Here is a 25,010-nt window from a genome sequence, read left to right as displayed (position 1 = left end):
ATATCTGAACGATGTTCATGGATCGAGCCGTGCGAGCGTAGGGCGCCGAGGTGAGCGTGACAATGCTCCTGACAATGATTCACGCATGAGATCGAGACCGTCGGCCATGGCGCGAAAAGGGCCTTACGGCGCATTAACATGGCGGCGATCATTTCGAGCCACGGAAGCACCACAGAAAGCAGAACTCATATGGACCTCGGTGTGCGCTGGAAACTTCACGGCGACGGGCGCACCCCGGCTCCAGGCGCCGTCGTGCGCCCGGACGAGCGGCTCTCCTGGCCGCGCACGCTCGGACTCGGCGCCCAGCACGTCGTCGCGATGTTCGGCGCGTCCTTCGTGGCGCCCGTCCTGATGGGTCTAGACCCGAACCTCGCGATCATGATGTCCGGCGTCTCCACGGTGATCTTCCTGCTCGCCACCCGTGGCCGCGTGCCCAGCTATCTGGGCTGTTCGCTCTCCTTCGTGGGCGTCGCCGCGGTGATCCGGGCACAGGGCGGGACCAGCGCCACGGTGACCGGAGCGGTCTTCGTGGTCGGCGCCGCGCTGTTCCTGGTGGGGCTCGCGGTGCAGAAGTTCGGCGCGCGGATCATCCACGCCGTCATGCCGCCGGTCGTCACCGGTGCGGTCGTCATGCTGATCGGCTTCAACCTCGCGCCGGTGACGGCGTCGACGTACTGGCCGCAGGACCAGTGGACCGCGCTCCTCGTGATGCTGTTCACCGGTTTGGCCGTGGTGTGCCTGCGCGGTTTCTGGTCCCGCATCGCGATCTTCCTCGGACTGCTCTTCGGCTACGGCATCTCCTGGGTGTTCGACCGGATCTTCGGCCGCATCCACTCCGTGACCGGCGGCACCGAGGCCGTCGACCACTGGCGCCTGAACCTGTCCGGCGTCGGCAAGGCCGAATGGATCGGCCTGCCCTCCTTCCACGCCCCCTCGTTCCAGTGGTCGGCGATCCTCGTCGCGCTGCCCGTCGTGATCGCGCTGATCGCCGAGAACGCCGGACACGTCAAGGCCGTCGGCGAGATGACCGGCACCAACCTCGACGACAAGCTCGGCACCGCGATCTCCGCCGACGGCGTCGGCTCCATGCTCTCCACCGCGGTCGGCGGCCCGCCCAACACCACGTATTCCGAGAACATCGGCGTGATGGCCGCGACCCGCGTCTACTCGACCGCCGCGTACTGGGCGGCCGCCGGTTTCGCCCTGCTCTTCGGCGTGTGCCCGAAGTTCGGCGCGGTCGTGGCCGCAGTCCCGGGCGGCGTCCTCGGCGGCATCACCGTGATCCTCTACGGCATGATCGGCCTGCTCGGCGCGCAGATCTGGATGAACGCCGGGGTGGACCTGCGCAATCCGCTGAATCTGGTGCCGGCCGCGGCGGGCATCATCATCGGCATCGGCAACGTCTCCCTGAAGTTCACCGAGCACTTCTCGCTGAGCGGCATCGCCCTCGGCACGCTCGTCGTCATCACCGGCTACCACGCGCTGCGCGCCATGGCTCCCGCGCATCTCAAGACGCAGGAGCCCCTGCTCGACGAGGGGACCTCTTCGTACGACGACGCGGCCGGCGACACCTCCGACGGTCAGTCCGCCAAGTCGTAGGCGTAGTCGGGGGTGAACGATCCCGGCTCGCCCCTGCAGCCGTCCGACTCCCCCGGCAGCTTCACCCACAAGTAGGCGTCGATCCCGCGCTCTTCGGTGTTCAGGGTCGGCGCCTGCCCCAGTTTGCGGCCCGCGGGGTCGCACCACGCGCCGTTCGCCGGGGCACCGTTGCCGTTGCGGCTGGTGTCGATCACGGCGCCCAGGGACGGCGGACCGCCCATCGCCGCCAGGACCCTGCGCGCGTAGGCCACCTCGGCGGAGGTGCGGTTGAAGTTGGAGACGTTCGTGAAGACGCCGTCGGAGGAGGCCGGCGACGCGGCGCCCGCGGCTCGCAGCCGGGCCGCCTGGGTGGCGGCCGGGTTCCAGACGGAGTGCCCTGCGTCGTAGTACACCCGGGCCCTGGGGTTCGCCGACTTGAAGGCGCGGCCCGCGCGGGCCAGCGCCCCGTACCGGTCGGCGAGCTGCCCGCCGGAGAGGCACTCGGTCTGGGAGAGCGCGTCGGGTTCGAGGATCACGACGACCTCGCCGGAGCCGAGTCCCGCTGCGAACTTCCGCGCCCAGCTGTCGTACGGGGCGATGTCCGGCGCCCCGCCCTCCGAGGCACCCCCGCAGTCACGCTCGGGTATCGCGTACGGCACGAGCACCGGCACCCGGCCCTGGCGCGCCGCCGTGGACGTCACCGCACGCACCCGGGACGTGATGGTGTCGGGCGTGAAGTCGGCGAACCAGACCGCGGCGGGCCGGTCGGCGATCCGCGACTCGATGAGGGGGCGCCGCGGGTCCGAGGGGTTGGCCCTGACCCAGTCGAGCACCTGGGAGTCGGCGTGCCGGTACAGGCGTGTGGAGGCGGGCGCCACGGGCCGACCGGTGGACGCCCTCGCCGTGGGCTCCGGCTTCTTCTTGGCCGTCTTCGCATGCGACGGGGACGGCGAAGGGCCGGCCGAGGCCGAGGCGGATGTCGCGGTGGGTACGGCGGGCAGCGGAAGCAGGTCGGGCGAGCGCGTCACCTGCGGCCGCGCCACATCGTCGCCCTCGGACCCGTCGAGCGCCGACATCGTCCCGGCGACCGTGCCGACCACCGCGACCAGCGACGCGACCGCCGCCATGATCCCCCGGCGGGCCGCGCCCCTGCGCCCGGCGCGACGCTCGGCCAGTCGCTGCGCCCGTAAGCCTGACACGCTGTTCTCCCTTTCCCCCTACGCACGGCGCCCGGCCCGTTCCCCCGTTCTGGGGAAGCCCCCGGCCAGGCGGCACGCGCGCCAGCCTAGGCTTGAGAGCCTGCCCCCATGGCGCAGTTGGAACGGTTCGCGAAGTGCACGCCCGCCACGCGCGGGGTCGACTCCGTGGTGGCCCGGATGCGAAAGCTGGCCGCGTCCTGGCCCGCCTTCGACGGGGTGGCCGTCTTCAACCGGGTCTATCTGTCCGTCACGGAAGAGGTCGACCGGCACATCGACGGCGGCCGCTTCGCCGACGCCGAAGCCGCGACCACGCTGGACGTTCGGTTCGCCGGGCGGTATCTGGCGGCCGTCGAGACCCGCTCCCCCGACCACCGTCCGCCGGCCTGCTGGCGTCCGCTGCTCCAGTACCGCCGCCATCCAGGCGTACGCCCGCTGCAGTTCGCCCTCTCGGGCATCAACGCGCACATCGGCCACGATCTGGCGCTCGCCGTCGTGGACACCTGTCGTACGCTCGGCTGCGAACCGGCCGACGTGGAGGATGAGTTCGACCGCGTGGGCGATCTCCTCGTCTCGCTGGAGGAGCGCATCCGCGAAGATCTGATGCCGGGCCCCGATCTGCTCCAGATCGCCGACCCGCTGACCCATCTGCTCGGCTCCTGGACCCTGGAGCGCGCCAGGGACGGCGCCTGGGCGGCGGCCCGCGCCCTGTGGGCACTGCGTGAATTCCCGGACGTCACCGAGGATTTCGTCCGGCGCCTCGACACCTCGGTCGGGCTGGTCGGCCGCATGCTGCTCACACCCCTGCCGGACTGATCCGGCCACGCGCCCGCCTTTGCCACGGAACTCCCCGGTGATCGCTGTACGTTGACGAGGAGTTACGCGAGCGATCCCTGATGCGAACGCGAAGGAGCACCGGCATGGCGACCCGACTCGGCCTCAGCCTCCCCCAGATGAAGCAGTACGACATCGGGCGTGACATCCCGGCGGTGGCCCGCGCCGCCGAGGAGATCGGTTACGAGAGCCTGTGGGTCTTCGAGCGGATCCTGTTCCCCGAGCCCGCCCGCCAGGGCCTGTACGGGGTCCCCGGCCTCCCCTGGCCGGACCAGTACCGCTCGGTCGCCGACCCGCTGGTCTCCCTCACCCTGGCCGCCGGCGTCACCGAGCGGGCCCGGCTCGGCACGAGCGTCCTCGTCGGCCCGCTGCACGTACCGTTCCAACTGGCGCGCGCGCTGGCCTCGTTGGACGCCGCCAGCGGGGGCCGCGTCGTCGCGGGCATCGGCACGGGATGGTCCCACGACGAGTACGCGGCCGCCTCCGTGGCCCCGTTCGAGAAGCGCGGCCAGGTCCTGGACGAGCTGCTCGACGTGTTCCGGGCCGTGTGGGGTCCCGACCCGGTGAGTTACGAGGGTGAGTTGACGACCATCGCGCCGTCGGTGGTGGGGCCCAAGCCCGCCGGGCCGATCCCGGTGCTGCTGCCGGCGAACAGCCCGAAGGCCGCGCGCCGGCTCGTGGACCGCGCGGACGGCTGGATGCCCGGAGCCGCGGGCGCGGAGCAGCTCGCCGAGCAGTGGCGCGGTCTGCGGGAACTGGCCGAGGAGCGTGGCCGCAAGGAGCCGATCCAGAGCGTGCTGCGGGTCAACACGATCTACACGCGCGACGCGTACAAGGGCGACGACCGCCGCCCGTTCCAGGGCAGCGTCGCGCAGATCGTCGAGGATCTGGTCGCGCACGACGCGGTGGGCCTCGAGGAGATCCTGATCGACCTCCAGGGACTCGCCCGCGACGCGCACGAGCTGACGGACGTCGCGGCCGAGGTGTTCACGGCCGCGCGCGAGGCCGGTATCTGAGCGGTGCGGGCCCGGGCGACTGCCGGGGCCCGCACGCCCGTCAGTCCTCGGGCAGCTCGACCGGTGCGATCTCGTCGTACACGTCGCCGGGGCCCGGGTTGGTGCCGTCCGTCGCGCCGCCGAGCTGGTGCATGACGCCCCAGACCGCGTTGAGAGCGGTCTGCACGGCGCCCTCGGCCCAGCCGGCCGTCCAGGAGATGTCGTCACCCGCGAGGAAGATGCCCCGCTTGTCCTCGGGGAGACGGTCCTGCATGAAGTGCGTGAACAGGCGGCGCTGGTAGCGGTAGTGACCCGGCAGGTTCGCCTTGAACGCGCCCATGAAGTAGGGCTCGTTCTCCCAGGACACGGTCACCGGGTTGCCGATGATGTGCTTGCGGATGTCGACCTTGGGATAGATCTCGCCGAGCGACTTGAGCATGACCTCCATGCGCTCGTTCGCCGACAGGGGCAGCCACTTCAGGCTGTCGTCGCACCAGGTGTACGACAGACAGATGGTGGCCGGCTTGTCCGGACCGTCGTCGAGCAGGTAGGTGCCGCGCGTCATGCGGTCGGTGAGCGTCATGGACATGGTGTCCCGCCCGGTCTCCTCGTCCTTGTCCAGCCAGAACGGCCGGTCGACCGGGACGAAGAGCTTCGAGCTCTCCATGTAGTGGGTGCGCTCGATCGCCGTCCAGTGGTCGATCGGGAAGAGCGAGTCGTCGCACGCCACCTTGGACAGCAGCATCCAGGACTGCGCGGTGAAGATCGCCGCCTGGTAGGTGCGGATGTCACCCGACGCGTCGGTGACCGTGATGTGGTTGCCCGCGGTGCGGTGCAGCCGGGTCACGGCCGGGCGCGGCTTCCGGCTGTCGTGCAGTTCGGCGAGCGAGGTGCCGTACGCCCAGTGGACGATCTTCTCCGGCTCGCGCTCCCACAGGCGCAGCGGCAGCTGCTGGGAGCCGCCGACGATGCCGCGGTGGTGGTCGTCGGCCTCGGTGTAGACGACGCGCAGGATCTCCAGGATGGAGTTCGGGAAGTCGGTGTCCCAGCCGCCGGTGCCGAAGCCGACCTGGCCGAAGATCTCGCGGTGCCGGAAGGACTTGAAGGACTCGGATTCGCAGAGGAACCCGTAGAACGTCTGGTTGTCGAGCTTGTCGACGAGCTTCGACCAGATCTCGCGGATGCGCGGCACGTCGCGCTCGCGCATCGCGCGGTTCATGTCGGAGAAGTCGGCGCCCTCTTCGAGGCAGGCGTTCCACGCGTTCATGACGTCGCGGTAGACCTGCGGCAGGTCGTCGACGGTGTTGGCGTAGTGGGACTCGCCCTTGAGGTCGACGACGGTCGACGGGGTCTCGGGGGCGAGCGGGTTGGGGAAGGGCCGCGTCTCGAGGCCGACCAGGTCGATGTAGTGCTGGAGCGCGGTCGACGACGGCGGGAAGCGCATCGCGCCCATCTCGGCGGTCAGCCCGGCGGCCTCGGCGGGGGTGCCCTCGAAGCCGACCGTGCGCAGCCGGCCGCCGATCTCGTCCGCCTCGTACACGACGGGCTTGAGGCCCATCTTCATCAGCTCGTACGCGGCGACGATCCCGGAGAGGCCACCGCCGATGACCGCGACCTCGGTGCCGTGCTCGGTCGCCGGTATCTGGCCGAGGCCCGCGGGGTGCGCGAGGAAGTCGTCGTACGCGTACGGGAAGTCCGGCCCGAACATCGTGATGGGGGGCTGCGCGTCGGTGTGCTGGACGGCGTTGGGCACCGTGGACGTCATGGGGTACGGACTCCTTGCGGGAACTGAGGTACTGAGGGTTCGGGGCGGCGGCGCGAGGCTCAGATCAGCGGCGTGTACAGGCCCGGGCGACGGTCGCTGAGGTACGTGTTGGCGTCGCGGGACGCGGCCAGGAAGGCGGGGTCCACATCGGCGCAGATCAGCTCGTCACCACGGCCGGCACGCGCCCTGGCCACCCCGTCGGGCCCGGCGAGCGTGGAGAGCCCGACGAACTCGAACTCCCCTTCCTGGCCGACCCGGTTGACGTACGCGACGTACATCTGGTTCTCGAAGGCCCGCACGGGCACGAGGGACTCGGGGACGAACTGGTACGGGTGCATCTGGGCCGTCGGTACGAGCAGCAGGTCGGTGCCGGCGAGAGCGTGCGCGCGCACGTTCTCCGGGAACTCGACGTCGTAGCAGATCATGAGGCCGATGCGGACACCGTCGAGCTCGGCCTGGACGACGGCCTGGTCGCCGGGGGTGAACGCGTCGCGCTCGAAGCAGCCGAAGAGGTGGGTCTTGCGGTAGTTCGCGAGGCGGGTGCCGTCGGGGGCGATCAGCTGGGCCGAGTTGAACACCGGCTCCCCGTCGCGCTCCGGGTAGCCGTAGGCCACGGCGACGCCGTGCCGGGCCGCGATCTCGGCGACGGCCTGAGCGGAGGGGCCGTCGGCGGGCTCGGCGAGGCGGGCCACGTCGTCGCCGATCGCGTACCCGGTTAGGAACATCTCGGGGGCTGCCAGGAGCCGGGCTCCGGTCGCGGCGGCGCGGCCCGCGGCCTCGTCGAGCACCTTCAGGTTCTCGGCGACGGACCCGGGGCGGCCGGAGCTCTGGAGCAGGGCGGTGCGCAGCGGCGGCATGGGCGTCCTAGGGAGCGTGCGAAAGGGGGAGGGGGATCGGATATGACGGTACGGTTCCGCGGACCGGCGGGACAAGACGGGACTGTTGCGTCTTCTCGTACGATCTGTTGCGCCTGATCGCCTCTCCGCGGCGATTCGTTGCGCACTCGGGTGAGCCCTCGGTCGCAGCCCGTACGGGGCGGCCCCCGCGGGCGGCGGGGGGAAGCCGACCGTGGCCCGAAGCGCCTGGTGGGGATCCTCGGCTGCACCTGACGGAGCCCTTGCACGGAAACGACGAAGGTGCCGCTGAGCATGGGCTCAGCGGCACCTTCCGGACGGTCGAGCAGGGCGCCGGCGACTTCACGGTGCCGTCGCGGCGCCCGGCGTGTCCCCGGGGTGAGGGGTTACGCGGGCGAGCCCGATGTGTAGCGGCGCATCAGCGGCGACAGGACGAGCACCGACTTGGTCCGCTCCACGAACGGCTCCCCCGCGATCCGTTCCAGGACCCGCTCGAAGTGCCGCATGTCCGAGGCGAAGACCTGGACGATCGCGTCCGCGTCTCCGGTGACGGTGGAGGCGGACGCGACCTCGGGATAGCGCTCGAGGCCACGCTTGATGGCCTCGGGCGAGGTGTTGCGGCGGCAGTACATCTCGATGAACCCCTCGGTCTCCCAGCCGAGCGCGGCCGGGTCGACCCTGACCGTGAAGCCCGTGATGGCTCCCGTGGCCCTCAGCCGGTCCACGCGCCGCTTGACGGCGGGCGCGGACAGGCCCACGAGCTGGCCGATGTCGGCGTAGGAGCGGCGGGCGTCCTCGGCGAGGGCGTGCACGATGCGTTCGTCGAGATCGTTCAGCAAGGCAGGTGGTTCACTTCTCTTGGGCAGGCGCGGAGGCGAGTCGGGAGCGACGGGCCCCGTAGAGGAAGTAGAACACGAGGCCGACGGCCATCCACACGCCGAAGACCACCCAGGTGACGGTGGACAGGCTGCCCATCATCCACACGCAGAACCCGAAGCCGAGCGCCGGCAGGATCGGCGAGAGCGGCACCCGGAAGGTGCGCGGCATGTCGGGGCGTGTGCGGCGCAGGACCACGACCGCGACGTTGACCAGGGCGAACGCGAAGAGTGTGCCGATGCTGGTCGCGTCGGCGAGCTGGCCGAGCGGGATCGCGGCGGCGAGGATGCCGCAGAACAGCGAGACGATCACGGTGTTGGCGCGCGGCGCCCCGGTCTTGGGGTGGACCTTGGAGAACACCTTGGGCACGAGGCCGTCGCGGGACATCGCGAACAGGATGCGGGTCTGGCCGTAGAGCACGGTCAGGACGACGGACGCGATGGCGATGACGGCACCGGCGGCGAGCAGTGTCGCCCAGAACGACTGCCCGGTGACGTCCTTCATGATCCCGGCGAGCGCGGCCTCGGAGTCGTTGAACTGCTTCCACGGCTTGGCTCCCACGGCGACGGCCGCGACGAGCACGTACAGCGCGGTGACGATGACGAGGGAGAGCATGATGGCGCGCGGCAGGTCGCGCTGCGCGTTCTTGGCCTCCTCGCCGGCGGTGGAGGCGGCGTCGAAGCCGATGTACGAGAAGAAGAGCGTCGCGCCGGCCGCACTCACTCCGGCCATGCCGAGCGGCATGAAGTGCTCGTAGTTGCCGGACTGGAAGCCCTTGATGCCGATGGCGCAGAACAGCAGCAGCGCCACGATCTTGACGACGACCATGATCGTGTTGGCCCGGGCGGACTCACGGGCGCCACCGAGCAGGAACGCCATCGCGAGGAGTACGACGATCAGCGCCGGCAGGTTGAAGATGCCGCCGTCGCCGGGGGGCGCGGACAGGGCGTCGGGGATCGTGACGCCGATCGTGCCGTCCAGGAGCTCGTTCAGATACTCGCCCCAGCCGACGGCGACCGCCGCGACCGAGACGCCGTACTCGAGGACCAGACACCAGCCGCAGATCCAGGCGATCAGCTCACCCATCGTTGCGTACGCATACGAGTAGGAGGAGCCCGCGACCGGTATGGTCCCGGCCAGTTCGGCGTACGAGAGCGCCGAGAAGAGAGCCGTGAGGCCGGCGATCACGAACGACAGGGTGACCGCGGGGCCCGCCTTCGGGACGGCCTCGCCGAGTACCACGAAAATGCCGGTGCCGAGCGTGGCGCCGATGCTGATCATGGTCAGCTGCCACATGCCGAGCGAGCGGCGCAGACTGCCGCCTTCGCCCTGCCCACCCTCCGCGACCAGGGCTTCCACCGGCTTGCGCCGCATCAGCCTGGCGCCGAGGCCCGGGGTGAGGGTCTCGGTTGTTCGGGTGCGCGGTGGTGCGCCGTGGTCGAGCACGGGCTGGCTCCTTCATCGCTGCCGGTCAGGTGGGTGCGTGCCGAGAACAGCAAGCATCGACAGCCCACTCCAGACCGGGGAACCGCCGTGCAGGCCGTCCCCGCCACGCCACGTACAGCGCTTGACTCTAAAGGGTTTCTCTTCCCAGCTGTAATGCAGCAACCTTGCGTATGCGCGCATGAACGTTGCGTGGTGCGTACGGGTGCGGACGAACGTTGCGCGGTCCGTTTCGTCCGTTGCGTTCCGGCCCCCGCGAAACTTCCGGAAAAAGCGAAGCCCCGCGCCCCCAAAAGGGGGCGCGGGGCAGTGTCGATCTGCGGCTCCGCCACGCGAGCGCGACCGGCACCCGTTCCCTGGTCCGGCCTGATCCGAACGAAAGGCCCTAGCTCCAGCTGGCGTGCAGCGGCTTGCCCTCCGCGTAACCGGCGGCGGACTGGATGCCGACGACGGCCTTCTCCTCGAACTCCGCGAGGGAGCTGGCACCCGCGTAGGTGCAGGAGGAGCGGACGCCCGCGATGACCGAGTCGATCAGGTCCTCGACGCCCGGACGCTGCGGGTCGAGGAACATGCGCGAGGTGGAGATGCCCTCCTCGAACAGCGCCTTGCGGGCGCGGTCGTAGGCGGACTCCTCACTCGTACGGTTCTTCACGGCACGCGCCGACGCCATGCCGAACGACTCCTTGTACGCGCGCCCCTGGGCGTCGTGCTGGAGGTCACCCGGGGACTCGTACGTGCCCGCGAACCAGGAGCCGATCATGACGTTCGACGCGCCGGCGGCGAGCGCCATGGCGACGTCGCGCGGGTGCCGGACGCCGCCGTCGGCCCAGACGTGCTTGCCGTACTTCTTCGCCTCGGCGGCGCACTCCAGGACGGCGGAGAACTGCGGCCGGCCGACGCCGGTCATCATGCGCGTGGTGCACATGGCGCCGGGGCCCACGCCGACCTTGATGATGTCGGCACCGGCCTCGATGAGGTCCTTGACGCCCTCGGCGGCGACGATGTTGCCCGCGACGATGGGCACCTGCGGGTCGAGGCCGCGGACGGCCTTGATCGCGGAGATCATCGACTCCTGGTGGCCGTGCGCGGTGTCGACGACGATGGTGTCCGCGCCGGCGTCGAGGAGCTGCTTGGCCTTGCCCGCCACGTCGCCGTTGATGCCGACGGCGGCCGCGATGCGCAGCTTGCCGTTCGCGTCGGTGGCCGGGGTGTAGAGGGTCGCGCGCAGGGCCCCCGTGCGGGTCAGGATGCCCGCGAGGCGGCCGTCGGCGCCCACGGCCGGGGCGTAGCGGCGGTTGGCGTGGTCCAGCTTGTTGAAGGCGTCGCGCGGGTCGATGTCCGCGTCGAGCAGGAGCAGGTCCTTGGACATGACCTCGGACAGCTGGGTGAACCGGTCGACGCCGGTCAGGTCGGCGTCCGTGACGACGCCGACGGGCCGCTGGTCCTCGTCCACCACGACACCGGCGTTGTGCGCGCGCTTGTTCAGCAGGGCGAGCGCGTCGGCGACGGTCTGGTGCGGGACCAGGACGATGGGGGTGTCGAGGACCAGGTGGCGGGTCTTCACCCAGGAGATGACCTCGGTGACCACCTCGATCGGGATGTCCTGCGGGATGACGACGAGGCCCCCGCGGCGGGCGACGGTCTCGGCCATGCGGCGCCCGGCGATCGCGGTCATGTTGGCGACGACCAGCGGAATCGTGGTGCCGGTGCCGTCGGGGGACGCCAGGTCGACCGCCTGACGGGAGCCCACGGCGCTGCGGCTCGGCACCATGAAGACGTCGTCGTAGGTCAGGTCGTACGCAGGCTGGATGTCGTTGAGGAAACGCACGTGCTGCTCATCCCAGTCGATCAGAGGTGGCCCCCGGGCAGGTCAGCCCGTGGGGGAAAAGCACGTACTTCAGTGTCCCATGCCGCCGCTACCACATGCCCACGGACGATTACACAGGCGGTTGGGAGGGGGTGTGGTCGGATCGTCCAAGGGTCAGTGCGATCACGAGCCTCGGGTCCCGGCCACGCCTGCGGTCGACCGCGTCGGTGAACACGTCGAGCGCGGTCTCCCAGTCCTCGGGCCTGGCACTGGCGTAGGGCCGCCAGCCCACGACGGACAGGAGCAGCGCCTGCTCACTGCCGTCGGGCCAGAAGGAGACGTCGGTCAGGACGTCGAACAGCGCGTCCCAGTTGCGGCCGAACCAGTCCGGCAGCTCCAGGTCGCGCACACACCGGTCCATGAACCCGGCCTTGTCCTTGACACCTTCGAGGTCGAGGACGCGGATCCTGTCGGGACCTCCGGTCATCTCAGCACCGCCTTGAACGACTCGTAATGGTCATCGGTGTAGTACGTCTCGTGGCCCTGCCCCATGACAATGCGCCGGGCGCCGCGGTCCCGCTCGCCGGGGGTGGGGACGGTGTACTCGTGGTAGTAGCCGCGGCTCTGCCGGGGCAGCTCCCGCTCGAAGTTCCCGAAGACGGCACCGTCCTTGGCGTACGGGAACGGCCCGCCCTTGTCGATGAGGGTCAGGGTCCTACGGGCCTCGGCGGGGAGCCCGGACTCGGGGACCGCGGGCATGCCCCGCGCCCAGGCCGGCGTGGCGCGGCCCGGGGCCGCCGTCGTGTCCTGTTGCGTGTCCTGGGCGGAGCACCCGGTGACCAGCAGGGCGAGGGCGACGAGCAGCGCCCCCAGGAGGCGGGTGGGGAGGCGGGTGGCAAACCGCGGCAGCATGCCGCCGATGCTGCCACAGCCTCCCCCGGTGAGCGCGGTACGCGAGGCGAGTACCGCGCCCTGAAGGGCTTACGCCCCGTCGGGGTCCGCGCGGTTCAGCGCCGGCTTCGGCGTGGGGCCCGCGGTGAGGAGGAAGTCCGCGGCGGCCGTGTCAGTGACGAGACTGGTGACGAGCCCCGACCTGAGCACCGCGTCGATCGCGGCGGCCTTGCGCTGACCGCCCGCGATGGCGACGACCTCCGGTATCCGCCGCAGGCGGTCCGCCTCGACCGTGATGCACCGCTCGCCCAGGTCTCGGCCGACGCGGCGGCCCTCGGCGTCGAAGAGGTGCGCGGACATCTCGGCGGCGACGCCGAGCGAGGCGTAGTGGGCCCGCTCTTCGTCGCTGAGCATGTCGTGGACGGTGGAGATGCCCGGCTCCCAGGAGCCGATGGAGACGCAGGCGACCGTGACCTTGTCGAAGTACTCGAAGGCGCGGGCGATACCTGTCTGGCTACGCAGCGCGGCCGCGGTGGCCGGGTCGGGCAGGAGCATCGGGGCGTAGATCGGGTGGGCCTCGCCGCCGGAGACCTGGGCGGCGCGCCGCACGGCCTCGACGGAGCCGCGCTCGGCGGTCCCGGCGTCGTACACGCCCGTGAGCTGCACGACCGTGCAGGGCGGCAGCCGGTCGAGCGCGGCCGCCATGTGGATCGTCGAGCGGCCCCACGCCAGGCCGAGCACATCGCCCTCGGAGACCAGCTCGCCCAGGAGGTCGGCCGCGACCTCGCCGAGGTTCTCGGGGTCGGGCGACTCCTCGGCCTCGGCCGGGGACTCGACCACCACGGCGTGCCGCAGGCCGTAGCGGGCACGCAGCGCGTCGGAGCGCTCCGCGTCGAGCTCGGCCGGTACGCGGATCTCGATGCGTACGAGATCCCGTTCGAGCGCGGTCTCCAGGACCCTGGCCACCTTGAAGCGGCTCACGCCGAACTCCTCGGCGATCTGGATCTTGGATTTGCCCTCGAGATAGAAGCGGCGGGCCATGGCCGCCGCCTGCACCAGCTCCGCGGGGCCCATCCGCATCGCTGAGCGACCCGGCGACAGTGCCGACACGGCGATCTCCTCACTGCTGTTCACAACCTGGACTCACCGTTCATCCTTGCAGATGCGGCGGACTTGATCTGCCCTGATGGGCGGCGTTCACGTTCCCGTGGCTCAGTGGCCGCATGCCCAGGCCGCGGCGGCCGACACCGTCTCCGCCTGCGTGCGCAGTGCACGCACCGCCTGGGCGGGGTCGGCGGCGCCGTAGACGGCGGAACCGGCGACGAAGACGTCGGCGCCCGCCTCCGCGCAGCGCTCGATGGTGGAGGCCGAGACGCCGCCGTCGACCTGGAGCCAGAGTTCGAGGCCGTGCTTGCTGATCAGCTCGCGGGTGCGGCGGATCTTCGGCAGCATGATGTCCAGGAAGGCCTGCCCGCCGAAGCCCGGCTCGACCGTCATGATCAGCAGCATGTCGAGCTCGGGGAGCAGGTCCTCGTACGGCTCGATGGGGGTCGCCGGCTTGAGCGCCATGGAGGCGCGGGCGCCCTTGGCGCGGATCTCGCGGGCCAGCCGGACGGGGGCGGCCGCGGCCTCCGCGTGGAACGTGACGGACCCGGCGCCCGCCTCGACGTACTGCGGCGCCCAGCGGTCGGCGTCCTCGATCATCAGATGGCAGTCCAGCGGGATGTCCGTGGCCCGCGCCAGGGACTCCACAATCGGCACCCCGAGGGTCAGGTTCGGGACGAAGTGGTTGTCCATGACGTCGACATGGAGCCAGTCGGCGCCCTCGACGGCCTTTGCCTCCTCGGCAAGGCGGGCGAAGTCCGCGGACAGGATGCTGGGGTTGATCTGCACGGCCATGACCCAAGACTGCCATGCCCGGCGCCGGTTGCTCCCCCCGGTCCAGACCTGTCTCGCTCCCCGGATGCCGCGCCCTGGCCCCCGTGCCATGCTGAGCGCCCCGGCGAGGGCACCTCGCGGGCCGCCGGAGGTCCGCCGGGGCGGACGCAGGGGAAGGACGCACCGGGTCTGAGGTCGCGCGTTGACCCGGCCGGTCTGCGGACGACGCTCCGGACGGCCGATGGTCGCGCCCCGTCCCCTCGCGCTCGCGGTGGCCGCGCCCCTCGCGCAGGAGCTCCCGGGCCCGCAGGACGACAACGCCGTGTCGTGGTCTCCCGGCTCCGCCGCGTCCATGCAAGTCCTCGGCATCTCCGAGGACTTCAGCGCCGAGACCGTCCCCGTGGTCATGATCTACGCGATCCGCGCGCACGGGAGCGGGCTCGCGGCCGGGGCTCACCGCGCGCGGACCACCGACGGCGGACGGCAGGGCAAGGCCCCGCACTCCCCTGAGATCCGCGGGCCCGGGGCTCGCTGCCGGTCTTCGACGGCCGGTCCCGGCGGCGGCGCGGGCCACGCTGACCCCGCCGCCGGCTCCCACCACTACACAGACCGCCGGCCCCGGCACCTGACGGCGCGCGGGACCGGCGGTCAGCCGTGCACGGGTGTCAGGCGGTGCGCCGGATCAGCGCCAGATACATCGCGTCCGTGCCGTGCAGATGCGGCCAGAGCTGGATGTCGGGGCCGTCCCCGAGCGCCGGCACGCCGGGCAGCAGAGGACGCGCGTCGATGAGTTCGGCGCCGGGGTGGTGCTTCATGACGTCGTCCACGACGGCGCGGGTCTCGGCGAGGTGCGGCGAGCAGGTCGCGTAGCCGACGACGCCCCCCACCCGGACGGAGTCCAGGGCGGTGGTCAGGAGCGAGCGCTGGAGCGGCGCGAAGCCCTCCAGGTCCTCGGGGCGCCGCCGCCAGCGCGCCTCGGGCCGACGGCGCAGCGCACCGAGACCGGTGCACGGCACATCCATCAGGACGCGGTCGAACGTACCGGGACCCCACGGCGGGCGGGTGCCGTCGGCCGCGATGACCTGGTACGGGCCCGGGTTCCCCGCGAGCGCGTTCGCCACGAGGCGGGCACGGTGGGGCTGCTTCTCGGCGGCGAGCAGGGCCGCGCCCCGCTCGGAGGCGAGTCCGGCGAGCATGGCCGCCTTGCCGCCCGGGCCGGCGCAACCGTCGAGCCACTTCTCGTCCCGGCCCTCCAGGGGCGCGTTCGCGAGGGCGATCGCCACGAGCTGGCTGCCCTCGTCCTGGACGCCGGCCCGGCCGGTCCGCACGGGCTCGAGCGAGCCGGGCTCACCGCCCTCGGTGAGCCGTACGGCATACGGCGACCAGCGCCCCGGCAGCGCCGACTCCTCGCCGACCTCGTCCAGGACGACATCCGCGGTCGTCCGGCCCGGCCGCGCCACGAGCGTCACCTCGGGCCGCTCGTTGTCGGCCTCCAGGAGGTCCTCGATGCCCGCCCGGCCACCGCCGAGCGAGTCCCACAGCGCCGACACGATCCATCGCGGATGCGAATGCACCACGGCGAGATGGTCCTCGGCGTCCTCGTCGTACGGGGGCGCGACCTTCTCCACCCACCCGTCGAGGTCGTCCTGCGCCACCTTGCGGAGCACGGCGTTCACGAACTTGGCGCGCCCGTCACCCAGCACGACCCGCGCCAGCTCCACGGAGGCCGACACCGCGGCGTGCGTGGGGATCCGCGTGCCGAGCAGCTGGTGGACGCCCATGTTCAGCACATCGAGAACGGGCGGGTCGACCTCCCGCAGCGGCCGGTCGACACAGGCGGCGACGATCGCGTCGTACGTGCCCTGCCGGCGCAGCGTCCCGTACACCAGCTCCGTGGCGAGCGCCGCGTCACGGGCGTCGAAGTCGCCTTTCTCGCGGGCCTTGCGCAGCAGCGGCGGGAGCACGAGGTTCGCATACGCATCGCGCTCGTCCACGGCCCGCAGCGCCTCGAAGGCGAGCTGGCGGACCGGGTCCTTCTGAGGGCGGCGGTACGGCTTTCCCTGCTTCCCGGGGGTGCCGGGCTTGCCTGACTTCCGGGGACGCCGGCCGGGCTGGTCGTTCAAAGGTGCTCCGCTGCTGGTATCGGCTCGAACCCGTTCAGCCTACGTCGGTCCCGCCCAGGCGCTCGCCCGGGGCGATCCGCACCCCGCGCGCCCAGTCGGCCGCGGCCATCGGCTTCTTGCCCTGGGCCTGCACCCACAGCAGCTCCACCGCGTACGAGCCGGTGCCCACGTACAGGTTCTTCTTGCCGACGGCGAGCTCGCCGGGCGTGAGATCGGTGCGTTCCGGGATCGGGACGGCCTGGATGAGCTTGAGCCGCTCGCCCCGGAAGACGGTCCAGGCGCCGGGCGCGGGCGTGCAGCCGCGGACGACGCGGTCGACGCGCAGGGCGGGCGCCGCCCAGTCGACGTGCGCGTCCTCGACGGTGATCTTCGGCGCGACCGTGATGCCGTCGGCGGGCTGCGGCAGGGCCTCCAGGGAGCCGTCCTCGATGCCGTCCATGGTCGCGGAGAGCAGTCCGGCGCCCGCGAACGCCAGCCGGGTGAGCAGGTCACCGCTCGTGTCGGTGGGACGCACCGTCTCCGTCACCGTCCCGTAGAGCGGCCCGGAGTCGAGCCCCTCCTCGATCAGGAACGTCGACGCACCGGTGATCTCGTCGCCGGACATGATCGCGTGCTGCACGGGGGCGGCGCCGCGCCAGGCGGGCAGCAGCGAGAAGTGCAGGTTGACCCAGCCGCGCGCGGGAACGTCGAGTGCGACCTTCGGCAGCAGCGCGCCGTAGGCGACGACCGGGCAGCAGTCGGGCGCGATCTCGCGCAGCCGGGCCAGGAACGCCTCGTCACGCGGCTTCGCGGGCTTGAGGACCTCGATCCCCGCCTCCTCCGCGCGCTCGGCGACCGGGCTGGCGACGAGCCTGCGGCCGCGGCCCGCGGGAGCGTCCGGCCGGGTGACGACCGCGGCGACCTCGTGGCGGTCGGAGGCGATCAGGGCGTCCAGAGCGGGAACGGCGACCTCGGGGGTGCCTGCGAAGACGAGCTTCATAGGTGTCTTTCGGCCTCTCGGGGCAGGGACTTGACGGGCAGCACACCAGTCTATGGCCGTTCCGAGCGGCCGTTCTCTCCCTCGTTCGGGGCCGCCCGCCCCTGGGGGCGTACGCATCGACGCGCGCCCTGCGCATATGCGCATACGCCCCTCCAGCGTGACCCCTCATCAACTGGCGCGTTGGTCAAGGAAGAGTTGACCAACCAAGGGCCACAGATGCGGCCCGATCCGTTTCAACGCCGGTTCGAGAGGCTTGTTCATGGCCGACCACGCAACCCACGACGCCCAGGCACGGGCCAGCCTGCACCTCCTGGTACGGGACATCGAGCGGGTCCGCCGGCAGGTGGACGCACTGCGCACCCTCACCGCCCAGCTCGGCAACGTCTACCGCCCGCGCCGCTCCGGCCCCTCCGCGGGCTTCGTCGTCTACGGGCGCGCTCCCGCCCCGACCGTCCGCCTGGCCCAGGAACTGCGCGACAGCGTCGAGACCCTGGTGACCGCCGCCGTCGACTTCGACCGCTCGCTGGGCTTCTCGTGGGACGCCGTGGGCTCCGCGCTCGGCGTGACGAAGCAGGCCGTGCACCGCCGTTACGGGGCCCGCAGGGCCGCGGCGCAGGCGGCGGCCGACGCCGAGCGCGCCACGGAGACGATGGGGACACGGCCCCCCGTCCCCATCGGCACGGCGACGATCCCGTCCGTCCCCGCCGCCCGCTCCATGCCCACGCAGCCGACGGCCGCCAGCCAGGCACTCCGCGAGGACCCTCGCCCCACCGCCTTCCCCGGTCCGCGCAACGGCTGACCTCACTCACCGCCTCCCCGCGTGTCAAGTGCGGGGAGGCGGAGGCGTGTTGAGGGTGCGCACGGCGTTGCTCCGGGGCGCCGCAATCGACACCGTGGCCGTGACGGGCGGCAGACCGGTGGCGAGCGGAACGTGGACCAGGGATCCGACAGCGGCGCCATCGGCCGCCGCGCCGAACTCGGCGGGCAGCGGCGACGCCTCCTGAAGCCGGGCACCGGTGCCGCGGGCCGGGCCGATCGTCACCGGATCTCCGGGCGAGCACCCCGCACCACGCACACCACCTCAGCCGATGTCCGGCGGATCCACCCGCACCCGCACCGGCTCCGTGCCGCCGCGGGCCATCCGGGCCGCCTGCGCGTGCTTCAGCGCCGACGCGAGGGCCGCGCCGCTGCCGGGCGGGACCCTGACCAGGACGCGCTCCCAGTGCTCCCCCGGCGGCGGGGCCCCGGGGCGGCGGGACGGTCCGGGCGGCGCGTCCGGCACCGGGACAGGGCCCAACACCTCGGCGTCACCCGGCAGTTCCACCGCCGCCAGGAAGCCGGCGAGCGCCTCGGGCGCCCCCGAGACCGCCGCCATCCGCGACACCGGCGGGAAGCCCAGCTCGGCCCGCTCGGAGAGCTCCCGCACCGCGTGCCCCACCGGGTCCCACCGCACCAACGCCTGCACGGGACGCAGTGTCGGCTCGGCCACGACCACCACCGTGCCGCCCGCCCCCTGCGGTCTCACCAGCGAGGCCGCCGCGATCCAGCGCCGCAACGCGTCCTCCCCCGCGCGCAGATCGGGGCGGCCCAGCATCGCCCAGCCGTCGAGCAACAGCGCGGCCGCGTACCCGCCTTCGGCCACCGGCTCCGCGCCCGGCGTGCTCACCACCAGGGCCGGCGCGCCCGGCACCGTGTCGAGGACCTGCTCCCGCCCGGACGTGCGCACCGGCACCGCCGGAAACGCCCGCCCCAGCTCCTCCGCGGTCCTGCGCGCCCCCACGATCTGTGCCCGCAGCCGAAACCCCCCGCACTCCTGGCAGTGCCAGGCACCCTCCTCCTGGCCGCACCAGCCGCACTTCAGGCTGGACGTCCCCTCACTCGCCTCCAGCGGCCCTGCGCAGTGGCGGCAGCGCGCGGGCTCGCGGCACCGCTCGCACGCGAGCCTCGGTACATAGCCGCGCCGCGGCACCTGCACCAGGACCGGCCCGCTCTTCAGCCCTTCCCGCACCACCTGCCACGCGAGCGAGGGCAGCCGCGCGGCCCGCGCCGCCTCGTCGCGCGCGAGATCCCCGTCCCCCACTGTCCGTACGAGGGGTGCGGCGCCCCGCACCTGCTCACGCCCCGCGATGAGGGGCGCGGCCCAACCGCTCTCGACGAGCTGCGCGGCCTCGACCGTGCAGCTCCAACTCCCGAGCAGAAAAGCGCACTTGTCGTGCGCGGCCCGCAACAGCAGCACATCGCGCGCATGCGGCTGCGGAGCATGCGGCTCCGCGTGACTGGAGTCCCCGTCGTCCCAGATGACCACGAGACCCAGATCCCGCACGGGGGCGAACATCGCGGCCCGGGTGCCCACGACCGCCCGTACCGACCCGCGCCGCACCCCGAGCCACTCTCGGTACCGCTTCTCGGGACCCGCGTCGGCGGTCAGCACGGCATGCCGCCCCTCGCCGAGTACGGCTCCCAGCGCGGCGTCGACCCGGGCGACCGCCCGCCCGTCGGGCACGACGACCAGGGCCCCGCGCCCGGAGGAGAGCGTCGCGGCGACGGCGCGTGCCACTTCGTCGGCCCATTCGGGTCCGGGCAACGCGGTCCACACGGCCCGTGGCGCGCCGCCCGACGCGAGAGCCTCCAGGAATCCGGCCCCGCGCTCGTACCGCCGCCAGCTGCCCGCGTCCGGCGCCGGCGGAGGCGGGAGCGGCTCGGGCGACGACTTCTTCTCGGCGCGTGCGTTCCGCGGCGGGACGGCCAGCTGGAGCACGTCGGCGAGGCTTCCCGCGTACCGGTCGGCGACCGCGCGGGCGAGACCGAGCAGCTCCTCCCCGAGCACGGGCTCGGGAGACACGACCTGCGCGAGGGCGGCGAGCGGTCCCTGGTACTCGGACACGGCGACCCGCGCGACGACGAACCCGTCGATCAGGCCGCCCCCCTCGCGGCGCCCGTCCCGCACCGAGTGCTTCCCGGCGCCGAACCGCACGCGCACCCGCACCCCCGGCTGCGCGTCGGCGTCGAGCTCCTCGGGCACCGCGTAGTCGAAGTACCGGTCGAGATGCAGCACGCCCTTGTCCACGAGCACCCGCGCCACGGGCAGCTCCTTGGCGAGAGCGGCCCCCCGCCACGTGCGCGGCTTGGCCCGGGGCACCTTGGCCTGCCGGACCGTCTCCCGAATCAGCGCAAGCTGCTCGGGCGGCGCACCCTCACCGCCGCCGTCGCCCTGCCCGTTCTCGCTGCTCACAGCCAAATTCCTACCAGACCGCACTGACAGCGGTCGCCGCGATGGGGGGCGGAGACGCGCGACGGCCCCGGACCGAACCGGTCCGGGGCCGTTCACGTACAGGCGTCGTCCGCCGTGCGGTCGCTCAGATACCGGCGGCCTTGCGCAGCGCGTCCACGCGGTCCGTGCGCTCCCAGGTGAAGTCGGGGAGCTCACGGCCGAAGTGACCGTACGCGGCGGTCTGCGCGTAGATCGGGCGGAGCAGGTCGAGGTCGCGGATGATCGCGGCGGGGCGGAGGTCGAAGACCTCGGTGATCGCCTGCTCGATCTTGTCCGTGTCCACCGCGGCCGTGCCGAACGTCTCGACGAAGAGGCCCACCGGCTCGGCCTTGCCGATCGCGTACGCGACCTGGACCTCGCAGCGGGTGGCCAGGCCGGCCGCGACGACGTTCTTGGCGACCCAGCGCATCGCGTAGGCGGCCGAGCGGTCGACCTTGGACGGGTCCTTGCCCGAGAAGGCGCCGCCACCGTGGCGGGCCATGCCGCCGTACGTGTCGATGATGATCTTGCGACCGGTCAGGCCGGCGTCTCCCATCGGGCCGCCGATCTCGAAGCGGCCGGTGGGGTTCACCAGCAGGCGGTAGCCCTCGGTGTCCAGCTTGATGCCGTCCTCGATGAGCTGGCCCAGGACGTGCTCCACGACGAACTCGCGGATGTCGGGGGCGAGCAGCGACTCGAGGTCGATGTCCGACGCGTGCTGGGAGGAGACCACGACCGTGTCGAGGCGGACGGCCTTGTCGCCGTCGTACTCGATGGTGACCTGGGTCTTGCCGTCGGGGCGCAGGTACGGGATCGTCCCGTTCTTGCGGACCTCGGACAGGCGCCGCGAGAGGCGGTGCGCGAGGTGGATGGGGAGCGGCATCAGCTCGGGCGTCTCGTCGCACGCGTAGCCGAACATCAGGCCCTGGTCGCCCGCGCCCTGCTTGTCGAGCTCGTCCTCGTCACCCTCGACACGCGACTCGTAGGCCGTGTCGACGCCCTGGGCGATGTCGGGGGACTGTGAGCCGATGGACACCGACACGCCGCAGGAGGCGCCGTCGAAGCCCTTCTTCGAGGAGTCGTAACCGATCTCGAGGATCTTCTCGCGCACGAGCTGCGCGATCGGCGCGTACGCCTTGGTCGTGACCTCACCGGCGACGTGCACGAGGCCCGTGGTGATGAGCGTCTCCACGGCGACCCGGGAGGTCGGGTCCTCCCGCAGAAGCGCGTCGAGAATGGTGTCGCTGATCTGGTCAGCGATCTTGTCGGGGTGACCCTCGGTCACGGACTCCGAGGTGAACAGGCGACGGGACACAACGCTCCCTGTGGTTGCAGCGGCTGCTGGCTGATCATTTGCGGACGGCCGGGGGCTGCGCCCGGCGTCGTCCGTGACCAGTTTATCGGTCACTCTCGGCCGTCGGACCACGCGTCTCGCCACTTGGGAGCGCTGTGACCAGCGGCACTGCATTCTGCGGTACGACGATCGCTCTTAGGAAGAGGCGAAGCTGTCCGAATTGTAATAGATCTATGTGGTTCGGTGCCTCCGCTGGAGCGAAAGTGGCATTCACTCGCCGTCGTAGATCCGCTCCTGGGCCCGCGCGTCCCCGATGGGCAGGAGCCGGACGACCTCGTCCCAGATCGTGTCGGAGAGCACTTCCTTCGGGCCGTGAGGCACCGGGGCCTCACTGCCGTCCGCGCCGAGCAGGACGGCCTCGCTCTCCTCGGCGCCGAAGGTCTTGCGCTCCCCCACCTCGTTGACGACGAGCAGGTCACAGCCCTTTCGGGCCAGTTTCTTGCGGCCGTTGGCGAGGACGTCGTCCGTCTCGGCGGCGAATCCGACGACGATCTGCCCGGGGCGGGGCCGGTCCGCCGAGAGCTCGGCGAGGATGTCGGGATTGCGGACCAGGACGATGGGCTCCGGCTCCTGACCGTCCTTCTTCTTGATCTTTCCTGTGGCGTACGTCTCGGGGCGGAAGTCGGCCACCGCGGCCGCCATGACCACCACGTCCGCCTCCGGCGCCGCCTCGAGGACGGCCTCGCGCAGTTGCACGGCCGTCCCGACGTGGACGACGTCGACACCGGCCGGATCGGGCAGCGTCGCGTTGGCCGCGAGGAGGGTGACGCGGGCGCCGCGGGCGACCGCCGTACGCGCGAGGGCGTACCCCTGCTTTCCCGAGGAGCGGTTGCCGAGGAAGCGGACCGGGTCGAGGGGCTCGCGGGTGCCGCCGGCGCTGATCACGACGTGGCGTCCGGCGAGGTCCTGGACGGTCGCCCGATCGCCGCGCGCGAGAACCCTGCGTACGAATTCGAAGATCTCCACCGGATCGGGGAACCGGCCCTTGCCCGTGTCGACGCCGGTGAGGCGGCCGACGGCGGGCTCGATGACGAGGGCGCCGCGGCGGCGGAGCGTGGCCACGTTCTCCCGCGTCGCCGGGTGCTCCCACATCTCCGTGTGCATGGCGGGGGCGAAGACGACCGGACAGCGGGCGGTCAGGAGCGTGTTCGTGAGGAGGTCGTCGGCCAGGCCGTGCGCGGCCTTGGCGAGCATGTCGGCGGTGGCGGGCGCGACGATCACGAGGTCGGCGTGCTGCCCGATGCGGACGTGCGGGACCTCGTGGACGGACTCCCACACCTCGGTCGAGACCGGGTTTCCGGACAGCGCCGACCAGGTCGCCTCGCCCACGAAGTGCAGGGCGGACTCGGTCGGCACGACGCGTACGTCATGTCCCGACTCGGTCAGCCGGCGCAGGAGCTCGCACGCCTTGTAGGCGGCGATTCCTCCGCTGACCCCCAGAACGACCTTGGGCTTGTCCACCGTCCGTGCCTCCCCGCACTCGGATTCCCGCACTCGGGAACCTACGACTCCCCTCGGAGACGTACGACTCCATGACACACCACAGGCCCGACAGTCGCGCTGTCGGGCCTGTGGTGAGGAAAACTGACTGATTACTGAGCCGGGCCCTCGATGGCCTCGGACGTCAGCAGCCCCGCGTTGATCTCGCGGAGCGCGATCGAGAGCGGCTTCTCGTGGACGTGGGTGTCCACCAGCGGGCCGACGTACTCGAGCAGGCCCTCACCGAGCTGCGAGTAGTACGCGTTGATCTGGCGCGCGCGCTTGGCGGCGTAGATCACGAGGCTGTACTTCGAGTCGGTCGCCTCGAGCAGCTCATCAATCGGCGGGTTGATGATGCCCTCGGGCGCGGTAATGGAAGAGGACACTCTCTGCCTTCCGATGGGATTGAAGATCACCTGCGATCAGAAGAACGCGGGATTGCTCCGGCGGAATTCGAGATCACAAATAGATCGAAGATCAAACAACTCTCATCAAGGCTAGCAGCTCGCGGGCCACGTCCTCGACGGAGGTGTTGACCAGGGTCGTGTCGAACTCGGCCTCGGCGGCGAGCTCGATCTTGGCGGCCGCGAGTCTGCGCTCGATCACCTCGGGAGCCTCGGTCCCGCGGCCGGTGAGCCGGCGGACCAGCTCCTCCCAGCTCGGCGGGGCGAGGAAGACCAGCTGGGCCTCGGGCATCGACTCGCGGACGAGCCTGGCGCCCTGGAGATCGATCTCGAGGAGGACGGGTTCGCCCGACTCGAGACGGTCCAGGACGGCCCGGCGGGGGGTCCCGTACCGGTTGCCCGCGAACTCGGCCCACTCCAGCAGTTCGCCGTTGGCGACCAGCTTGTCCATTTCCTCGTCGGTGACGAAGAAGTAGTGGACACCGTGCTTCTCGCCGGGGCGCGGCTTGCGGGTGGTGGCCGAAACCGACAGCCAGACCTCGGGGTGTTCCTTGCGCATATGAGCGACGACCGTGCTCTTGCCGACCCCGGAGGGGCCGGAGAGCACGGTCAGCCGCGGACGTTCACTCATGCAGCGATTATTCCAGCTATCCCCGCATGCCCGGACCAGTCGGTCCGGACAAGGAGGACTAGGCGCCGGTGCTGCCGAACTCGCGCTCCAGGGACGCGATCTGGTTGGAACCGAGCCCGCGCACGCGGCGGCTCTCGGAAATGCCGAGCCGCTCCATGATCTGCTTGGCGCGGACCTTGCCCACGCCCGGGAGGGACTCGAGGAGGGCGGAGACCTTCATCTTGCCGATGACGTCGTTCTCCTGACCCTGCTTGATGACCTCGTGCAAGGAGGCGCCGGAGTGCTTGAGTCGATTCTTGACCTCGGCCCGCTCCCGGCGAGCCGCGGCGGCCTTTTCGAGCGCGGCTGCGCGCTGTTCAGGGGTAAGGGGCGGAAGAGCCACGCCTACGTCACCTCGGATGTCGAACTGTCGGATACGGACCGGTGAGGAACCTAGTCGCCCCTCACCTGGGGAGCAACGAGCAAAACGCTCGCCCGTTTCTCCCCCACTGCCTTGAGAGCGTGGGAGGTGCCCCCACTCGACGGAGACTAGCGGCCAGGACCGCCTGAGTCAGCGAGAACAGACGAAAAGTCCTGGTCAGCCTCCGTCGAGCCAGACATTACAGACATATGACCCCGGATTTCTGCCCGGATCCGGACGCGAGCCCCTCCCCGAGGCCCCGCTGAAACATCA

The 25,010-nt window shown here is 71.5% G+C and carries 23 protein-coding genes; 4 read left to right on the top strand and 19 right to left on the bottom strand.

Annotated features, from left to right (window positions below; genetic code table 11):
- Positions 1-189 precede the first annotated feature (189 nt).
- A complete protein-coding gene (locus ACFC96_RS24740; protein WP_376257490.1) occupies positions 190-1,599 on the top strand; it encodes a uracil-xanthine permease family protein in 1,410 nt (469 codons plus the stop codon).
- Here the strand turns inward: ACFC96_RS24740 and ACFC96_RS24735 are convergent.
- On the bottom strand, positions 1,581-2,705 hold the full coding sequence (locus tag ACFC96_RS24735; protein ID WP_376614187.1) for a glycoside hydrolase family 6 protein: 1,125 nt from the start codon (positions 2,703-2,705) through the stop codon (positions 1,581-1,583). The two genes, ACFC96_RS24740 and ACFC96_RS24735, sit on opposite strands and share 19 nt — an antisense overlap.
- Before the next feature lie 180 nt (positions 2,706-2,885).
- Here ACFC96_RS24735 and ACFC96_RS24730 point away from each other — a divergent pair, with 180 nt between their 5' ends.
- Positions 2,886-3,590 (top strand): DUF5995 family protein, encoded by a 705-nt coding sequence (locus tag ACFC96_RS24730; RefSeq protein WP_376614118.1) that lies wholly within the window; start codon positions 2,886-2,888, stop codon positions 3,588-3,590.
- A 104-nt stretch (positions 3,591-3,694) separates the two neighbouring features.
- On the top strand, positions 3,695-4,624 hold the full coding sequence (locus tag ACFC96_RS24725) for an LLM class F420-dependent oxidoreductase (protein WP_376257486.1): 930 nt from the start codon (positions 3,695-3,697) through the stop codon (positions 4,622-4,624).
- Positions 4,625-4,664: 40 nt separating this feature from the next.
- Here ACFC96_RS24725 and ACFC96_RS24720 read toward each other — a convergent pair whose 3' ends face one another.
- The 11 genes from ACFC96_RS24720 to fmt all read right to left on the bottom strand — a co-directional run bounded on the left by ACFC96_RS24720 (position 4,665) and on the right by fmt (position 17,219).
- Positions 4,665-6,368, bottom strand: coding sequence for a flavin monoamine oxidase family protein (locus ACFC96_RS24720; RefSeq protein WP_376614116.1), 1,704 nt, complete (start codon positions 6,366-6,368; stop codon positions 4,665-4,667).
- 59 nt (positions 6,369-6,427) lie between these two features.
- Positions 6,428-7,216 (bottom strand): carbon-nitrogen hydrolase family protein, encoded by a 789-nt coding sequence (locus ACFC96_RS24715; protein ID WP_376257615.1) that lies wholly within the window; start codon positions 7,214-7,216, stop codon positions 6,428-6,430.
- Positions 7,217-7,608: 392 nt separating this feature from the next.
- Complete coding sequence (locus ACFC96_RS24710; protein WP_100597439.1) at positions 7,609-8,061, bottom strand: Lrp/AsnC family transcriptional regulator; 453 nt, start codon at positions 8,059-8,061, stop codon at positions 7,609-7,611.
- Between the two features lie 10 nt (positions 8,062-8,071).
- Complete coding sequence (locus tag ACFC96_RS24705) at positions 8,072-9,544, bottom strand: amino acid permease (RefSeq protein WP_376257484.1); 1,473 nt, start codon at positions 9,542-9,544, stop codon at positions 8,072-8,074.
- 382 nt (positions 9,545-9,926) lie between these two features.
- A complete protein-coding gene (locus ACFC96_RS24700) occupies positions 9,927-11,369 on the bottom strand; it encodes a GuaB1 family IMP dehydrogenase-related protein (RefSeq protein ID WP_376257482.1) in 1,443 nt (480 codons plus the stop codon).
- Positions 11,370-11,478: 109 nt separating this feature from the next.
- Entirely contained in the window at positions 11,479-11,835 is a 357-nt protein-coding gene (locus ACFC96_RS24695) for a barstar family protein (RefSeq protein WP_340461096.1), read from the bottom strand.
- Positions 11,832-12,260 carry a ribonuclease domain-containing protein gene (locus ACFC96_RS24690; protein ID WP_376257480.1) on the bottom strand — a complete coding sequence of 143 codons (429 nt, stop codon included), beginning with the start codon at positions 12,258-12,260 and terminating at the stop codon, positions 11,832-11,834. Before ACFC96_RS24690 ends, ACFC96_RS24695 begins: the two co-directional genes overlap by 4 nt.
- A 69-nt stretch (positions 12,261-12,329) precedes the next feature.
- The gene (locus ACFC96_RS24685) at positions 12,330-13,373 is read right to left on the bottom strand and encodes a sugar-binding transcriptional regulator (protein WP_227293623.1); all 1,044 of its coding nucleotides are present in this window, start codon (positions 13,371-13,373) and stop codon (positions 12,330-12,332) included.
- Positions 13,374-13,451: 78 nt separating this feature from the next.
- Positions 13,452-14,138 (bottom strand): ribulose-phosphate 3-epimerase, encoded by a 687-nt coding sequence (gene rpe, locus ACFC96_RS24680; RefSeq protein WP_376614114.1) that lies wholly within the window; start codon positions 14,136-14,138, stop codon positions 13,452-13,454.
- A 644-nt stretch (positions 14,139-14,782) separates the two neighbouring features.
- Complete coding sequence (locus ACFC96_RS24675) at positions 14,783-16,240, bottom strand: RsmB/NOP family class I SAM-dependent RNA methyltransferase (protein WP_376614112.1); 1,458 nt, start codon at positions 16,238-16,240, stop codon at positions 14,783-14,785.
- A 34-nt stretch (positions 16,241-16,274) separates the two neighbouring features.
- On the bottom strand, positions 16,275-17,219 hold the full coding sequence (fmt, locus tag ACFC96_RS24670; RefSeq protein WP_376614110.1) for a methionyl-tRNA formyltransferase: 945 nt from the start codon (positions 17,217-17,219) through the stop codon (positions 16,275-16,277).
- 259 nt (positions 17,220-17,478) lie between these two features.
- Between fmt and ACFC96_RS24665 the strand changes: the two genes are divergently transcribed.
- Positions 17,479-18,018 (top strand): hypothetical protein, encoded by a 540-nt coding sequence (locus ACFC96_RS24665; protein WP_376257472.1) that lies wholly within the window; start codon positions 17,479-17,481, stop codon positions 18,016-18,018.
- 24 nt (positions 18,019-18,042) lie between these two features.
- Here the strand turns inward: ACFC96_RS24665 and ACFC96_RS24660 are convergent, their stop codons facing one another.
- From ACFC96_RS24660 to ACFC96_RS24630, 7 genes are all read right to left on the bottom strand, one after another.
- A complete protein-coding gene (locus tag ACFC96_RS24660; RefSeq protein ID WP_376614109.1) occupies positions 18,043-18,261 on the bottom strand; it encodes a hypothetical protein in 219 nt (72 codons plus the stop codon).
- A gap of 39 nt (positions 18,262-18,300) precedes the next feature.
- Positions 18,301-20,451 carry a primosomal protein N' gene (locus ACFC96_RS24655; protein ID WP_376614107.1) on the bottom strand — a complete coding sequence of 717 codons (2,151 nt, stop codon included), beginning with the start codon at positions 20,449-20,451 and terminating at the stop codon, positions 18,301-18,303.
- A gap of 124 nt (positions 20,452-20,575) precedes the next feature.
- Entirely contained in the window at positions 20,576-21,784 is a 1,209-nt protein-coding gene (gene metK, locus ACFC96_RS24650) for a methionine adenosyltransferase (protein ID WP_376257467.1), read from the bottom strand.
- Positions 21,785-22,033: 249 nt separating this feature from the next.
- Positions 22,034-23,284 carry a bifunctional phosphopantothenoylcysteine decarboxylase/phosphopantothenate--cysteine ligase CoaBC gene (gene coaBC / locus ACFC96_RS24645; protein ID WP_376614105.1) on the bottom strand — a complete coding sequence of 417 codons (1,251 nt, stop codon included), beginning with the start codon at positions 23,282-23,284 and terminating at the stop codon, positions 22,034-22,036.
- 131 nt (positions 23,285-23,415) lie between these two features.
- Positions 23,416-23,688 carry a DNA-directed RNA polymerase subunit omega gene (gene rpoZ / locus ACFC96_RS24640; RefSeq protein ID WP_005319902.1) on the bottom strand — a complete coding sequence of 91 codons (273 nt, stop codon included), beginning with the start codon at positions 23,686-23,688 and terminating at the stop codon, positions 23,416-23,418.
- 91 nt (positions 23,689-23,779) lie between these two features.
- Complete coding sequence (gmk, locus tag ACFC96_RS24635; RefSeq protein WP_376614104.1) at positions 23,780-24,337, bottom strand: guanylate kinase; 558 nt, start codon at positions 24,335-24,337, stop codon at positions 23,780-23,782.
- 58 nt (positions 24,338-24,395) lie between these two features.
- Entirely contained in the window at positions 24,396-24,719 is a 324-nt protein-coding gene (locus ACFC96_RS24630; protein ID WP_026246651.1) for an integration host factor, read from the bottom strand.
- Positions 24,720-25,010: the final 291 nt, after the last annotated feature.

The sequence above is a fragment of the Streptomyces sp. NPDC055955 genome (assembly GCF_042270245.1).
Taxonomy (GTDB): domain Bacteria; phylum Actinomycetota; class Actinomycetes; order Streptomycetales; family Streptomycetaceae; genus Streptomyces.
The sequence above is the reverse complement of the archived record's forward strand: the minus strand, read 5'-3'. Positions and strand labels throughout refer to the sequence as shown.